This window comes from Streptomyces sp. RGM 3693, from assembly GCF_050471125.1.
Lineage (GTDB): Bacteria > Actinomycetota > Actinomycetes > Streptomycetales > Streptomycetaceae > Streptomyces.
The window spans coordinates 215,057-228,803 of sequence record NZ_JBMPPQ010000004.1 but is presented as its reverse complement, the minus strand read 5'-3'; the positions used below and the strand labels follow the sequence as shown (position 1 = coordinate 228,803).

The 13,747-nt window shown below is 75.1% G+C and carries 13 protein-coding genes and 1 pseudogene; 4 read left to right on the top strand and 10 right to left on the bottom strand.

Annotated features, from left to right (window positions below):
* Positions 1-201 precede the first annotated feature (201 nt).
* Positions 202-1,698, top strand: coding sequence for a hypothetical protein (locus tag ACO0M4_RS37225; protein ID WP_430375566.1), 1,497 nt, complete (start codon positions 202-204; stop codon positions 1,696-1,698).
* Positions 1,699-1,743: 45 nt separating this feature from the next.
* On the opposite strand, the gene ACO0M4_RS37220 is transcribed toward ACO0M4_RS37225, so the two are convergent.
* On the bottom strand, positions 1,744-2,640 hold the full coding sequence (locus ACO0M4_RS37220) for a class I SAM-dependent methyltransferase (protein ID WP_430375565.1): 897 nt from the start codon (positions 2,638-2,640) through the stop codon (positions 1,744-1,746).
* Positions 2,641-2,740: 100 nt separating this feature from the next.
* Here ACO0M4_RS37220 and ACO0M4_RS37215 point away from each other — a divergent pair, with 100 nt between their 5' ends.
* Positions 2,741-3,799, top strand: coding sequence for an MsnO8 family LLM class oxidoreductase (locus ACO0M4_RS37215; protein WP_430375564.1), 1,059 nt, complete (start codon positions 2,741-2,743; stop codon positions 3,797-3,799).
* Between the two features lie 61 nt (positions 3,800-3,860).
* Here ACO0M4_RS37215 and ACO0M4_RS37210 read toward each other — a convergent pair whose 3' ends face one another.
* The 3 genes from ACO0M4_RS37210 to ACO0M4_RS37200 all read right to left on the bottom strand — a co-directional run bounded on the left by ACO0M4_RS37210 (position 3,861) and on the right by ACO0M4_RS37200 (position 6,436).
* Entirely contained in the window at positions 3,861-5,126 is a 1,266-nt protein-coding gene (locus ACO0M4_RS37210) for a TerD family protein (protein ID WP_430376041.1), read from the bottom strand.
* Positions 5,127-5,215: 89 nt separating this feature from the next.
* Entirely contained in the window at positions 5,216-5,488 is a 273-nt protein-coding gene (locus ACO0M4_RS37205; RefSeq protein ID WP_390012916.1) for a GlsB/YeaQ/YmgE family stress response membrane protein, read from the bottom strand.
* 138 nt (positions 5,489-5,626) lie between these two features.
* On the bottom strand, positions 5,627-6,436 hold the full coding sequence (locus ACO0M4_RS37200) for an NAD-dependent epimerase/dehydratase family protein (RefSeq protein ID WP_430375563.1): 810 nt from the start codon (positions 6,434-6,436) through the stop codon (positions 5,627-5,629).
* 260 nt (positions 6,437-6,696) lie between these two features.
* Between ACO0M4_RS37200 and ACO0M4_RS37195 the strand changes: the two genes are divergently transcribed.
* Together ACO0M4_RS37195 and ACO0M4_RS37190 are read left to right on the top strand one after the other, a co-directional pair.
* The gene (locus ACO0M4_RS37195) at positions 6,697-7,674 is read left to right on the top strand and encodes a 5-dehydro-4-deoxyglucarate dehydratase (protein ID WP_430375562.1); all 978 of its coding nucleotides are present in this window, start codon (positions 6,697-6,699) and stop codon (positions 7,672-7,674) included.
* Positions 7,674-8,936 carry a hypothetical protein gene (locus tag ACO0M4_RS37190; RefSeq protein ID WP_430375561.1) on the top strand — a complete coding sequence of 421 codons (1,263 nt, stop codon included), beginning with the start codon at positions 7,674-7,676 and terminating at the stop codon, positions 8,934-8,936. The genes ACO0M4_RS37195 and ACO0M4_RS37190 overlap by 1 nt, the downstream gene beginning before the upstream one ends.
* Positions 8,937-9,001: 65 nt before the next feature.
* On the opposite strand, the pseudogene ACO0M4_RS37185 reads toward ACO0M4_RS37190, so the two are convergent.
* The 6 genes and pseudogenes from ACO0M4_RS37185 to ACO0M4_RS37160 all read right to left on the bottom strand — a co-directional run.
* Positions 9,002-9,697 (bottom strand): annotated as a pseudogene (locus ACO0M4_RS37185) (class F sortase); the annotation flags it as partial.
* A 24-nt stretch (positions 9,698-9,721) separates the two neighbouring features.
* Positions 9,722-10,378: a hypothetical protein gene (locus ACO0M4_RS37180; protein ID WP_430375560.1), complete on the bottom strand. Its 657-nt coding sequence runs from the start codon at positions 10,376-10,378 to the stop codon at positions 9,722-9,724.
* A 168-nt stretch (positions 10,379-10,546) separates the two neighbouring features.
* The gene (locus tag ACO0M4_RS37175) at positions 10,547-11,203 is read right to left on the bottom strand and encodes a response regulator transcription factor (RefSeq protein ID WP_430375559.1); all 657 of its coding nucleotides are present in this window, start codon (positions 11,201-11,203) and stop codon (positions 10,547-10,549) included.
* Entirely contained in the window at positions 11,200-12,468 is a 1,269-nt protein-coding gene (locus ACO0M4_RS37170; protein ID WP_430375558.1) for a sensor histidine kinase, read from the bottom strand. Before ACO0M4_RS37170 ends, ACO0M4_RS37175 begins: the two co-directional genes overlap by 4 nt.
* Entirely contained in the window at positions 12,459-12,878 is a 420-nt protein-coding gene (locus ACO0M4_RS37165; protein WP_430375557.1) for a hypothetical protein, read from the bottom strand. The genes ACO0M4_RS37170 and ACO0M4_RS37165 overlap by 10 nt, the downstream gene beginning before the upstream one ends.
* A 14-nt stretch (positions 12,879-12,892) precedes the next feature.
* Positions 12,893-13,663, bottom strand: coding sequence for an IclR family transcriptional regulator (locus ACO0M4_RS37160; RefSeq protein ID WP_430375556.1), 771 nt, complete (start codon positions 13,661-13,663; stop codon positions 12,893-12,895).
* Positions 13,664-13,747: the final 84 nt, after the last annotated feature.

The following is a 13,747-nucleotide window of genomic DNA, read 5'->3' as shown; positions in this document are numbered from 1 at the left end:
CCGGAGAAGGGGGGGTAGGAGATGTGGCGAAGCGGGACCGGCGCTCGCTACGCGCGTCAATCTCTTGTGTGCGCAAGGGAGTTGTCAAGGTTCTCCCGGTGGACGGGAGCGTACGGAAGGGTGAACCGCCCGAGATGGGGAGGATTCCGTCTACGCTTGGGCGGCGCACGAGCCGACGTCCGTCCGAGGAGCTGAGCCCAGATGTCCGCAGACCGCCCCACCATGCCGCCGGTGCGGCTGCATTCCGAAGCGGAGCTGGCCCGCGCCGCACTGAGCGCCCCGCTGCTGGCCCGGGCCGCCCAGCTCGCCCGCTGGGCCGAGTCCGGCGTCCCGGTCAGCGTCGGCGGTGAGCTGGTCGAGAAGTCGCTGGTCGCGGCCACCGAGCACCTGGGCCTGGCCGGCGACGAGGACGGCCCCGCCTACGCCGCCGAGGCGTGGCAGCTGGCGGTGGACACCGGGCTGGTCGAGATCACCGAGCACGAGGAGGCGGACGCCGCCGACGCGGCGAACCTCCCGGACGACGCCGCGGTCGGCACCGCCACCCCCGGCGAGGAGCTGGGCCTGCTCACCTCCGGCAGCCCGCAGGACGTCCTGGACATCTGGCTCGGCGGCATGGAGACGGTGCTCGCCGACGCGGTCGCCCCGGACCTCTCCGACATCGCCGAGCAGCTCGCCGAGGGCGACGAACTCGACCTGGACGCCCTGGACTGGAACCCGGAGGAGGAGGCCGAGCTGCTGGACGGCATCCTCGGCAACCTCTACCTCCTCAGCGCCCTGGGCGAGGTCCCCGACCAGGACGTCCCGCTGCCCGCGCTGGCCGCCTCCATGATCGTCCCGGACGATATGGACGAGCCCACCGATGAGGTCCTCGAAGAGGTCTCCGACGCGATGATGCGGCTCGACGACCAGTTCCGGGTGCTGGAGCCGATCGGACTGGTCGCCTACCGGCCGGTCGACGAGGCACTGATCGAGGAGCTCGACGAGGACGGCGAGACGGTGAGCGCGGCCGAGCCGCTCGCGGACGAGGACGTCGCCCGCTACGGCCTGGTCCGGCTCACCCCGCTCGGCGTCTGGGCGGTCCGCGCCCGGATGCTGGACGCCGGGGTGGACGCCCCCGCCGTCGGCGACCTCGCCGACCAGGGCGCCGAGGTCCTGCTGACGGCGCTGCCCGACTACCCCGAGGCGATGGCCCAGGCGGAGTCCGAGCAGTGGCTCGCCGCCCGCACCCCGCTGGACGCCGCCCGGGAGCTGCTCGCGGCCGCCCGCGGCGACGACGAGCACGGCCCGCTGCGCCGGCTCGCCGCCCAGCAGACCCTCTCCCTGGTCGCCCCCGAGGCCGAACCGGCGCTGCGCGAGGTGCTCGACGACCGGCACCTGGGCGGGCTGGCCCGGGTCTGGCTCGCCGAGCGCGGACTGCCCGGCATCCCCGAGCCGTCCCAGGAGCTGGTCTTCTGGCTGACGGTGGACACCATCGCGGCCCAGCTCGGCGACACCGACGACGAGGCGACCGCCGAACTCCAGGAGCTGGTACGCGGGTTGAGCGTCCAGCACAGCGGGTTCTTCGACGCGGTCTGGCGGGTGGACCACCCGGCCACCGCCGATGTGCTGGAGGCCATGGGACGGCTCCACCCGGACAAGAAGGCCGCCAAGGAGGCGCGCAAGGCCGCCTTCAAGGCGCGGTCGCGACGGGCCGACTGAGCGGGGACGGCACGAGGGGCGCGGCGTCAGCGGCTCCGCCGGGGCTCAGCCGGCCGGGGCCGCCGCCGTGATCAGGTAGTAGTCGAGCAGTCCGGTCTGGTAGGCGGTCAGGTACTGGCGGGGCCACTTGTCGCGCAGCTCCGGCCGCTCCGCCATGTAGCGGTCGTACGGCTCCCAGACGCCGTCGCCGATCGGCGTCACCGCGACGTCGACCAGCCCGGCCCCGTCGAACGTGGCCGCCACGTCGTCCACCAGGTGTGTCACGTCCAGCCCGTTGGCGTACGGGGGCAGCAGCTCGGGCAGCACCCGGACCGCTTCCGGGACCCGGGCGAAGAACGTGGTCAGCGCGAACTGGCCGGCCGGCCGCAGTACGCGCACCGCCTCCCGGGCGAAGCCGGCCAGGTCGCGGAAGTGCTGGGCGGCCTCGACGGAGTAGACGAAGTCGGTGCAGGCGTCCGGCAACGGCATCCGCTGGGCCGGGCCGAGCACGAACTTCAGCCGGCGGGGGCCGGTGTCCTCGCGGAGCAGGGCGGCGTTGGCCTCCAGGGCGCGGGCGATCTGGTCCGGATGGGCGTCCAGGCCGATCACCGACCCGAAGTCGAACTCCCGCAGGGCCAGCGCACAGCCCAGGCCGCGGCCGCAGCCGACCTCCAGGGCGGTGCGGCCGCGCGGCCGGTCGAAGGTGTCCAGCACCAGCCGGTAGAGGTCCTGCTCGCTGCGGAGCCGGTCGTCCTCGGTCAGCGGCCGGTCCGCGGGCTCGGGCAGCCAGGCCCAGTAGCCGAAGTTGATGAAGCCGCCGGTGAACGCGGTGACGGTGCTGAGGTCCTCCTCGCCGTAGGTGGCGGCGACCCGGTCGGGGAGGTCCGGGCGGGCTGCGCCGTCCGGGTGGTCGGGGTGCGCGGACCGGCCGGATCCGCCGGTCGGGGGCGGCTGCTCGGTCATCGGACGCTCCTCGTCGTAAGCCGTGGGGGGAGGGGGCCGAGGGGGCGTGGGGAAGGAATCTTGGGCACGGGCGGATGTTGAAGGGGAGGTGAGCTCGACGATGCGGACGACACAATTCTCAATCCTGGACCGCTCCCGCACCAGGGAGGGACACCCGCCCGCGGCGGCGTTGCGGGACACCGTGGAGCTGGCTCGGTGGGCCGAGCGGCTCGGGTACCACCGGTTCTGGGTGGCCGAGCACCACAGCGTGCCCGGTGTCGCCGGCTCGGCGCCCACCGTGCTGGCCGCCGCGGTGGCCTCGGCCACCACCGCCATCCGGGTGGGCACCGGCGGGGTGATGCTGCCCAACCACCGCCCGCTGGTGGTCGCCGAGCAGTTCGGCGTGCTCGCCTCGCTCTTCCCGGGCCGGATCGACATGGGGCTGGGCCGTTCCGTCGGCTTCACCGGCGGGATCCGTCGGGCGCTGGGCACGGAGAAGGACGCCGCCGAGGACTTCGAGGCGCAGCTCGTCGAGCTGCTGGGCTACTTCACGGGTACCCAGACCGCCCATCCGCAGGTCCACGCCCGGCCCGCCGAGGGGCTGACGGTGCCGGCGTTCGTGCTGGCCACCGGTGCGGGGGCGCGGGTGGCGGCACGGGCCGGGCTGGCCCTGGTGATCGGCGACTTCCGGGCCCCGGCGAAGCTGCTGGCGGCGATCGAGGAGTACCGCGCCACGTTCCGCCCGTCGGGGCTCTGGGCGCGGCCGTACGTGGTGATCTCCGGGACGGTGGCGGTGGCCGGGACGGCGGAGGCGGCCCGGCGGCTGCTCGTACCGGAGGCGCGGGCGCTGGCGTACTCGCGGACGCACGGGGTGTTCCCGCCGCTGCGGCCGGCGGTGGACGCGTCGGGGGGCGCGGCGTCCGCCGCTCCAGTGGAGCCGGTGCTTGCACCGGGGGCCGCCGGGGAGGGAATGTCGGAGCGGGAGCGGGGCTTCTACGCGGACGCGCTGCGGGGCCATGTGCACGGCACGGAGGAGCAGGTCGCGCAGGAGCTCGGGACGCTGATCGAGCGGAGCGCGGCGGACGAGGTGCTGGTGACCACCAGTAGTTACGACCGGGCGGCGCTGCTGGAGTCCTTCGAGCGGCTGGCGCGGCTGACGGGGTTGGCCGGCCGGGGCTGACCGGCGCGGTGCCGGCCCCGGTGGATGCGGGCGCCGGCACCGCATCCACCGCGGGAGCGGGCTACAGCGCGGCGGCCGCGGGCTTGACCATGCCGCGCACCGTGCGGGCGTCGACGAACGAGCCCAGCGCGGTCATCTCCCACTCGCCGGAGAACTGCCGGATCAGCTTGGCCATGATCACGCCGGTCCGCGCTTCGGCGCCGGCCAGGTCGAAGCGGACCAGCTCCTCCCCGGTCTGTGCGTCGGTCAGTCGGCAGTACGCCTTGGTGACGTCGGAGAACTTCTGGCCGGAGAAGGAGTTGACGACGAAGACCAGGCCGGAGACCTCCGGGGGGATCCCGCCGAGGTGGACGGTGATCACCTCGTCGTCGCCGGCGCCGTCGCCGGTGAGGTTGTCGCCGGAGTGCTGGATCGCCGAGTTGAGGATCCGGAGCTTGCCGAAGTAGCAGCTGTCGATCTTGCCGCGGTCCGGGCCGTAGGCGATCACCGAGGCGTCCAGGTCGATGCTCCGGCCGCGGCGGGCGGGCTCCCAGCCCAGGCCCATCCGGACCGTGCTGAGCAGCGGGCGGCCGTCCTTGACCAGCGAGACGGTCTGGTTCTTCTGGAGGCTGACCCGGCCCTTGTCGAGGTTGACCTTGCCGGCGGCCGGCGGGGCCGCCGGGGCGGGGGCCTGCGCCGGCGGGGCGAGCGGGGCCGGGGCGCCGGCCGGCGGTGCCCACTGCTCCGCGGGGACGGGCGCCGGGGGTGCCGGCGGGGACTGCGGGACGGGCGGGACGGGCGGGACGGGCGGAACGGTGGGAGCGGTCGGGGCGGTCGCCTGGGCCGCCGGCGGGGCGGTCGGCTCCTCCACGCTCACCCCGAAGTCGGTGGCGATGCCGGCGAGCCCGTTCGCGTACCCCTGGCCGACCGCGCGGACCTTCCAGCCGCCGCCGCGGCGGTAGATCTCCATGACCACCAGTGCGGTCTCCGGGCCGAGCCGCGGCGGGGTGAAGGTGGCCAGGACTCCGCCGCCGTCCGCGTCGCGGACCGTGCCGGTCGGCTCGGTGCCGGCGAAGGTCGCGCCGGGCGCGTCCGGGCTCGCGGTGATCACGACCTTGTCGATGTCCGCGGGCACCGCGGCGGTGTCCACCGTGATGGTGTCGCCGCCCGGCGTCGTGCCGTGGCTCACCCCCGGCCCCGCGGGCTGGTTGTAGAACACGAAGTCGGCGTCGGAGCGCACCTTGCCGCCGGCGGTGAGCAGCAGGCCCGACACGTCCAGCCGCACGGGGGCGGTGACGGTCACCGCCACCCGCGCGGCGGTGAGCGGGAGGTTCGAGCCAGGAGTCATTGCGGTCATGCCAGCCCTAACGGTCCGGGGGTGTACGCGGTTCCCCGCGGGCGCCGCCCCGGGGCGGCCGGGGTGGGCGTCCGCGCTGGTCAGCGTCGGGCGCGGGAGTTGCCGAAGAGCAGCCGGTAGGCGATCAGCAGGACCAGGGCACCGGCCACCGCGGAGATCCACATGGCCGGGTCGTAGAAGTCCTTGGGTATCGGGCGGTGCAGGATGCGGGTGGAGAGCCAGCCGCCGATGAAGGAGCCGGCGATGCCGATCAGGGTGGTGCCGACGAGGCCGCCCGGGTCCCGCCCCGGCAGCAGGACCTTGGCGATGACGCCCGCGATCAGGCCCAGGAGGAGCCAGCTGACGATGCCCATGGTGTGTTACCTCGTTCTCGCGTCGTGTGCTCGCGCCCGCCGGCACCTGGTTGCGGTGCCGGCAGGCGTTGTGCCCTCAAGGACGCCGGGGGGCGGGGACGAGGTTCCGTACGGTGGCGGATTGCCCGGGAATCGCGGTCAATGCCGCCAAAGGGGCGGGTTCGTGCAGAAGGTTCCGCCGAGGTGGGTGTGTTCGGGGTTCTCGGGGTCGAGTTCCCCTTGGGCGGCGAGGAGTTGGGCGGCGTACGGCTCGGAGTCGTCCTGCGGGTCGTAGCCGAGGGCGCGGGCGGTGGACAGGTCCCACCACAGGCGGGTGTTGGCGGAGGAGGCGTAGGCGACGGTGTGGCCGACGTGGTCGGCGGTGAGCGCGGCGTGCAGCAGTCGGGCGCAGTCCGCCGGGCTCAGCCAGAGGGAGAGCATCCGCACCGTGGTCGGCTCCGGGAAGCACGAGCCGATGCGCAGGGAGACGGTCTCGATGCCGTGCCGGTCCCAGTAGAGGGCGGCGAGGTCCTCGCCGAACCCCTTGGAGAGGCCGTAGAAGGTGTCCGGGCGGTGCGGGGTGTCGACCGGGATGGCGGCGGAGCCGTCCGGCGGGCGCGGGGTGAAGCCGACGGCGTGGTTGGAGGAGGCGAAGACCACCCGCCGCACGCCGGCCTCGCGGGCCGCCTCGTAGAGCCGGTAGGTGCCCTCGATGTTGGCCCGCAGGATCTCCTCGAACGACGACTCCAGGGAGATGCCGGCGAGGTGGACGACGGCGTCGACCCCGCGGACCGCCGCGCGCAGCGCCTCGGTGTCGGCCAACTCCGCGGTGATGGTGTCCGGTTCGCCGTCGATCGGGCGCTGGTCGAACAGGCGCAGCCGGTAGCCGTAGGGCGGCAGCAGTGCACGCATCAGGGTGCCGACGCCGCCGGCGGCGCCGGTGAGCAGGACGGTGCGGGGTGCGGTCAAGGGCGGTACTCCTCCGGGCGGCGGGGTCGGGTGCACGGACCAGATTCATATGGGCGGACGCGCCAGATGGAGGGACACGCTAGGGAGATCGATCCTGGCCGGTCAAGACTCTTGACGGGGCGGTCAAATCGGCTTGTACGGCACGGGTTTGGGACCCTTGACCCGCCCTGTTCGGCTGCAATACCGTGACGCCGTTCAGAGATATGGACATCGATCATAAACGTATACGAGATCGCGTCTGTGTACGTCAGGGAGAGCCCGTGACCGCACACCCTCGCCCCGCCGCCGGGAGGTCCCCCCACCTCGCCGACCGCCTCGACGGCCTGCTGTTCTTCCCCGTGACCGCGTACGCACCCGGCGGCGCACTGGACCTGGACGCCTTCCGCGCCCACCTGCGCAGCGGCATCGACGCCGGCGCGGGCGCCGTCTTCGCCTGCTGCGGCACCGGCGAGTTCCACGCCCTCACCCCCGACGAGTACGCCGCCTGCGTCGCCGCGGCCGTCGCGGAGACCGCCGGCCGGGTCCCGGTGCTGGCCGGCACCGGCTACGGCACCGCGCTCGCCAGCCACTTCGCCCGCCTCGCGCACACCGCCGGCGCCGACGGGCTGCTCGCCATGCCGCCCTATCTCGTCCACGCCGACCAGCCCGGACTGCTCTGCCACTACGCCGCGCTCGCCGCCGCCACCCCGCTCCCGGTCATCGTCTACCAGCGCGACAACGCCGTCTTCGCACCGGACACCGTCGCCGCCCTCGCCCGCACCCCCGGCATCATCGGCCTCAAGGACGGCCTGGGCGACCTGGACCTGCTCCAGCGCATCATCAGCGCGGTCCGCACCGACGCCCCCGGCCGACCGTTCCGCTACTTCAACGGCCTGCCCACCGCCGAACTCACCGGCCCCGCCTACCGGGGCCTGGGCGTCCACCTCTACTCCTCCGCCGTCTTCGCCTTCGCCCCCGAGATCGCGCTCGCCTTCCACCGGGCGCTCAACGACGGCGACGAGTCCACCGTCACCCGCCTGCTGGACGGCTTCTACCGGCCGCTGGTGGAACTCCGCAACGAGGGCAGCGGATACGCCGTTTCGCTGGTCAAGGCGGGCGTGGGACTGCGCGGCGGGCCGGCCGTCGGCGGGGTGCGGCCACCGCTGTCCGACCCCGGGCCCGCACACGTCGAGCGCCTCGCCCGGCTCCTCGACCACGGCCTGGCGCTGGCCGCGGCCGTCCCTGGGGCCGGCGCCTGATGCGCGCCGCCGCCTTCCTCTACCCCTGGGACGTGGTCGGCGACCCGCGCGCCCCCGCCCACCTCGCCGAACTCGGCCTCCACCAGGTCACCCTGGCCGCCGCCTACCACTCCACCCGCGCCCTCACCCCGCGCCACCCCCGCCACCGCATCGTCACCGCCCGGCACTCCGCCGTCCTCTACCCGCCCGACCCGGACCGCTGGGCGGGCCGCGCGCTGCGCCCGTACGCCCAGGACTGGGTCGCCGACCCGGACCCCTTCGACACCGCCGCGCGGGCGCTGACCGCCGCCGGCCTGGAGGTGCACAGCTGGGTCGTCCTCGCCCACAACTCCCGCCTCGGCGCCGAACATCCGTCCTCGGTCGTCCGCAACGCCTACGGCGACCGCTACCCGTGGGCGCCCTGCATCGCCCGCCCCGAAGTGCGCGACTACCTCGTCCGCCTCGCCGCCGAGGCCGCCGTCCGGCCCGGCGCCCGGGGCGTGGAGCTGGAATCCTGCGGCTGGTACGGACTGGCACACCTGCACGGCCACGACAAGCTCGCGGGGGTCGGGTTGGGCGGCGCCGCGCAGTACCTGATGTCCCTGTGCTGCTGCCCGGTGTGCCGCGCCGGATACGCCGGACTCGGCCTGGCGGAAGGTGAGGTGCCGGCGGCCGTGCGGCGCGCCCTGGAGCCGGTGTGGGCCGGCGCCGCGCCACCGGACGGCGGCGGCCGGGCGGGGGAGTGGGCCGCCGTCGAGGAACTGCTGGGCCCGGAGACGGCCGGTGCGGTGCGCGCCTGGCGGGACCGGGCGGCGGGCGCACTGCAACGCGCGGTGGTGCACGCCGTGCGGGACGCCGCGGCCCGGGCCTCGGTGGACGGCTTCCGGGTGCTGCTGCACGCCGACCCCGCCCCGCACCGGTGCGGGGCCAACGCCGGGGTGGACCCGGCGGCGGTCCTGGCGTACGCGGACGGGGTGGTGGTGCCCTGCACCGGGGACGCCGCGGCCCGGACCGCGGCGCTCGGGCCGTTCGCACCACGCCCGGCGGGCACGACGGTGGCCGCCAACCTCACCGTGGTCGCGGGGATGGGCGGCAGCCCCGGCACGTTGGCCGCCGACGCCGCCCACGCCGCCGCGCTCGGCGCGGACGAACTGCGGCTCTACCACGCGGGGTTGGCCGGCGCGGCGGATCTGGCGGCGGTGCGGGGGGCGCTGCGGGCGCTGAACCGGTCCGCCGGCGGCCGGGCCCAGGGCAGCGGCGCGGAGTCCGCACCACCGAGCTGACTGCCCGTCAGATGGGCGAAGACCACGACATTGCCCAGATACTCCTGCCGGGACCGGCTGAAACCGCCGCCGCAGGTGATCAGGCGGAGTTCGGGGCGGCGCGCCTCGCCGTAGACCCTCTCGTCCGGGAAGTGCCGGCCGTCGTACACCTCCACCGCGTCGACGGTGAACACCGCGGTCCGCCCGTCCGCCCGCAGGATCCGCACGGTGTGCCCTTTCTTCAGGGCGCCCAGGCGGTAGAAGACCGCGGGGCCCGCGCGGGTGTCCACGTGGCCGGCGATCAGGGCGGTGCCGGTGGTGCCCGGCGGGGTGCCCTCCGCGTACCAGCCCGCCAGGTTCCGGTTGCCCTCCGGCGGCGGTGCCAGGCTGCCGTCCGCGGCCAGCCCCAGCCGGGTCAACGGTGCGTCGATGCGCAGCGACGGCACCGCCACCCGGAGCGGCTCCGCGGCCGGCAGCGGCTCCGCGGCCGGCCGCCCGGTCGCCGCCCCCGCGCCCGGCGGCCGGGCGGTGAACCCCTGTGCGGCGGACGGCTGGGGCGGCGCGGTGTCCCGGGTGCCGTTGGCGATCAACCAGCCGCCGGCACCGCACGCGGCGGCGGTGGCGGCGGCCGCCAGCGCACCGGTCAGCCGCGCGCGGCCCCTGCCGCCGCGTCCTCGGCCCGCCGGCCGCGTTTCTCGTTCCCGGTCCGCCCGCCCTGGGGCCCCGCCGTCACCGGGCGGTGGCGGCGGGGAGCCGGGCCGTGGGGAGCCGTCGGACGGCATGGGCGGCCGGGAGCGGGGGCCGGGTCAGTACCGGCCGCCGGACCGGCGCCGGCGGACCAGCCAGACCCCGGTGGCGGCCGCCACCAGCACCACGCCGGCGCCCGCGGCGATCTCGGTGGTGTTGACACCGTCCTCGCTGGTGGAGCCCTCACCGGTCTTCATCTTGCCCTTGGGCGGCATGGTGGGGCCGGCACCGCCCGGCGCGGGCATCGCGGAGTGCTCCTTGGCGGGCATGCTCGGCTTGGCGCTGCCGTGCCCCATGCCGGGGCTCATGCTCATGCTCGGGCTCATGCTCATCCCGGGGCTCATGCTCGGACCGGCGGACGCGTCCTGCGTGCCGACCCGGACCGTACCGGTGAGCTCCTTGCCGTCGGCACACTTGCCGCCGATCCCGTAATTTCCGGGCTTGGTGCCGGACTTGACCATCACCTTCCCCACCAGGGAACCCTTGGCGGAGCCCGGGGCGAAGGCGACCGTGCCGCCGCCGAGGGCGGCGGCATCCACGCTCGCCGAGCGGCTGCTCCCGCACCCCATGGTGGAGAGGGAGACCGTGGAACCGGCCTTGGCCATGCCCGGCGAGACCTCGATGGTGCCGAAGTCGCCGGCGTACGCCGCGGTGGCGGCCAGACCCAGCGTGGCAGTGGACAGCACGGCACCGATGAGCAGTCGGGTGGAACGCATGGGAACAACCTCCGCGAAGCGCGGTCGTGGCACAGGTGTGCCACTGGGGAAGTCGGTGGAGTTCCGCGCCTCCTCCCACGAGATAAGCCCGCGCCGGCCCGGCGGTCCTGCTGGCCTACGATGAACGGGTGAGCGGAGCTGACCGGCTGCGCCGTCCGGGGCCCACGATCAACCCGGCCGGACGAACCCGCATTCGTACGCGGCGATCACCGCCTGCGTCCGGTCCCGCACCCCGAGCTTGGCCAGCACCCCGGCGACATGCGTCTTCACGGTGGCCGGGCCGACGCCCAGCCGCTCGGCGATCTCGGCGTTGGTCAGCCCGGCGGTCATCAGCCGCAGCACCGCACCCTCCCGCTCCGACAGCCGGTCCCGCAGCGCCCGCGCCGTCTCGGCCGCGGCCCGCTCCCCGGCGTGCCGGGCGGCCAGCGCCCGCACCGCGGCCGGGAACAGCAGCGAATCGCTGTGCGCCACCAGCCGCACCGCCTGGACCAGCTCGTCCGCGCGGGCCCGCTTGAGCAGGAACCCGCTGGCACCGGCCCGCAGCGCGTCGTAGACGTAGGCGTCGTTCTCGAAGGTGGTGACGACCAGGACCCGGGGCGGGTCCGCCGAGCCGGCCAGGATCCGCTCGGTCGCCCGGATCCCGTCGATCCCGGGCATCCGGACGTCCATCAGCACGACATCCGGGCGCAGTTCGCGGACCAGCGGCACCGCCGCCGCGCCGTCCGCCGCCTCGCCGACCACCTCCATGTCGGCCTCCGCGCCCAGGATGACGCGGAGCGCGGTGCGCACCATCCGCTCGTCGTCGGCGAGCACGATCCGGATCACGCCGGGCCCCCGTCCCCGCGGCCGGGCCCGGCGAGCGGCAGTCGGGCGGTCAGCCGCCAGCCGCCGTCCGCGACCCCGGCCGACGCCGCGCCGCCCAGCAGCCGGGCCCGTTCGGCGATGCCGCGCAGCCCGCGCCCGCCGCCGTTGCGCCCCGCCCCGCCCGGCTCCGCCGCCACGGCCACCGGATTCTCCATCACCAACGTCAACTCCCCCTCTTCCACTACGAGTTGCACGGTCACCGGAACCGGTCCGGCGTGCCGCAGGGCATTGCTCAGCCCCTCCTGGACGATCCGGTACGCCTCCCGCGAGACCACCGGCGGTACCCCCGCGCGGTCCCCGGACAGCTCCGCCGTGACCTGGACGCCCGCCGCGCGGGTCCGGTCGAGCAGCGCCTCCAGGGCGTTCAGGGTGGGCGCGGGCGCGGCCGGGCCGGCCGGGCCGGCCGGGCCGGTGTCGTCCTCGGCCCGCAACAGGCCCAGTACGGTGTCGAGTTCGGCGACCGCCTCGCGGGTGGTGTCCTCGATGGCGGCCAGCGCCTGCCGGGCGAACTCCGGGTCGGTGTCCAGCACCCGGCGGGCCGCCCCCGCCTGGAGGGTGACCGCGCTCAGCGCGTGGCCCACCGCGTCGTGCAGTTCGCGGGCCAGCCGGTTGCGGGCCGCGAGTTCGGCCGCCCGGCGTTCGGCGGCGGCCAGCCGGTCGGCGGTGGTGGGGCCCAACAGCGCCGGCGCGCAGCGGGCCAACAGTGCCCCCGCGCCCCAGGTGGTGCCCAGCATTAGCGCCAACAGGGCCAGACCGGCCAGCGGCGCGGCCCACCCGTCGGCGGCCCGCGACCACCCCAGCCGCGGTACGTCGACGCCGAACGGTGCGGCCAGCAGCACCACCGCGGCCGGCGGCGCGGCCAGCGTCATCCCGCTGACGATCCCGCCGGCCAGCAGGTGCGCCGTGAACCACAGCGCGCTGCGCCGCCGGGCGGCCCAGGACCCGGCCGGTCCCTCGGCCAGCCGCTCCGCGGGGGCCGCGCACAGCGCCCGGACGGCGGCCACCTCCAACGGCCGCAGCAGCGGGAAGAGCAGGGCGGCCAGCGCGGCCAACGGCAGCGCACCGGCGAACGCGGCGAACTGCCAGCCCAGGTGGCGCAGCGGGTCCGCGCCGGCCACGAGGAGCGGCAGCGCCACCGACGCCAGCAGGTAGAACGGCATCAACAGCGCCCCGCCCAGCACCAGATGGACCCAGCGCCGCACCAACCGGCCCGCGGTCAGCCGCACCGGACGGCTCCGGGAGTGCGCCCGGCGGTGGCCGCGCCCGTCATGCTGCCCACGGTGTCCGTGGCGCCCGCGTTGCCCGGGGCGCCGGTGCTGCCCGTGGCGCCCGGGACGCCGGTGGTCCGTGCCGCACGTTCGGCGAAGAAATGAGCCCCGGCGACGGCCACCAGCATCCCCACGATCATCTGCACAGCGTAGGTGAGGCTCATCGGCGGCGCGGGCAGTCGCGGATCCCCCGCCGGCAACGGCAGTGCGGTCAGGGCCAGCCAACCGCCCCAGCAGGCCAGCGCCCCGGAGCCGATCCAGGTGGCGGTCAGCGGGGCCGGCAGCGGCACCCGCCCGCCCCGGCGGCCGGCCCCGCCGCCGTACGCGAGCAGCAGCCCCCCGGCCACGGTCAGCGCCGCGAACAGCACGTACCCGGCGTCGTTCAGAGTCGGCGGGTGGCCAGCGTCAGCCGGTCCCGGGCGTCGAACAGCGCGTCCTTGATCGTCTGCTCGTGGCCGGAGGTCAATCGGGCCACCGGCACCGAGCAGCTGATCGCGTCCCGGGCCGGGGTGCGGTAGGGGATCGCCACGCCGAAGCAGCGCAGACCGAGGGTGTTCTCCTCGCGGTCCACCGCGAAGCCCTGTTCGCGGACCGTGTGCAGCTCCTCGATCAGCTGCTCGCGGTCGGTGAGGGTGTGTTCGGTCAGCGCGGGCAGGGTGGGCGGCAGCATCGCCCGCACCTGGTCGTCGGTGTGGGTGGCGAGCAGCGCCTTGCCCAGCGACGTGGAGTGCGCGGGCAACCGGCGGCCGACCCGGGTGAACGGGCGCAGGTAGTGCTGCGACTGGCGGGTGGCGAGGTAGACGACGTTGACGCCGTCGAGCCGGGCGAGGTGGATGGTCTCGGCGGTGTCGTCGGAGAGCCGGTCCAGCGTCGGCCGGGCGGCGGCCACCACCTCGTCGCCGTCGATGTACGAGGTGCCGACCAGTAGCGCGCGGACGCCGATGCCGTAACGGGTGCCGGTGGCGTCGGTCTCCACCCAGCCGAGGTCGACCAGGGTGCGCAGCAGCATGTAGAGGCTGGACTTGGGGTATCCGACGGCTTCCTGGACGGAGGCGAGGCTGTGCATGCCGGGGCTGCCCGCGAAGTATTCGAGCAACTCCACCGTCCGCACCGCGGACTTGACCTGTGCTCCACCGGCCTCGGCAGCTGACATCGCCCTTGACCCCTCTGTTCGGACAGCCATAGAGTCCCAAGGATTCATCATCTGGGACGACGTTCAGCATATAGAACGCCGTCC

What these genes read in the sequence shown, in the direction of transcription:
- ACO0M4_RS37225 (WP_430375566.1), top strand. Translation starts at nt 202, where the DNA reads ATGTCCGCAGACCGCCCCACCATGCCGCCGGTGCGGCTGCATTCCGAA.
- ACO0M4_RS37220 (WP_430375565.1), bottom strand. Translation starts at nt 2,640, where the DNA reads ATGACCGAGCAGCCGCCCCCGACCGGCGGATCCGGCCGGTCCGCGCAC.
- ACO0M4_RS37215 (WP_430375564.1), top strand. Translation starts at nt 2,741, where the DNA reads ATGCGGACGACACAATTCTCAATCCTGGACCGCTCCCGCACCAGGGAG.
- ACO0M4_RS37210 (WP_430376041.1), bottom strand. Translation starts at nt 5,126, where the DNA reads ATGACTCCTGGCTCGAACCTCCCGCTCACCGCCGCGCGGGTGGCGGTG.
- ACO0M4_RS37205 (WP_390012916.1), bottom strand. Translation starts at nt 5,488, where the DNA reads ATGGGCATCGTCAGCTGGCTCCTCCTGGGCCTGATCGCGGGCGTCATC.
- ACO0M4_RS37190 (WP_430375561.1), top strand. Translation starts at nt 7,674, where the DNA reads ATGCGCGCCGCCGCCTTCCTCTACCCCTGGGACGTGGTCGGCGACCCG.
- ACO0M4_RS37180 (WP_430375560.1), bottom strand. Translation starts at nt 10,378, where the DNA reads ATGCGTTCCACCCGACTGCTCATCGGTGCCGTGCTGTCCACTGCCACG.
- ACO0M4_RS37160 (WP_430375556.1), bottom strand. Translation starts at nt 13,663, where the DNA reads ATGTCAGCTGCCGAGGCCGGTGGAGCACAGGTCAAGTCCGCGGTGCGG.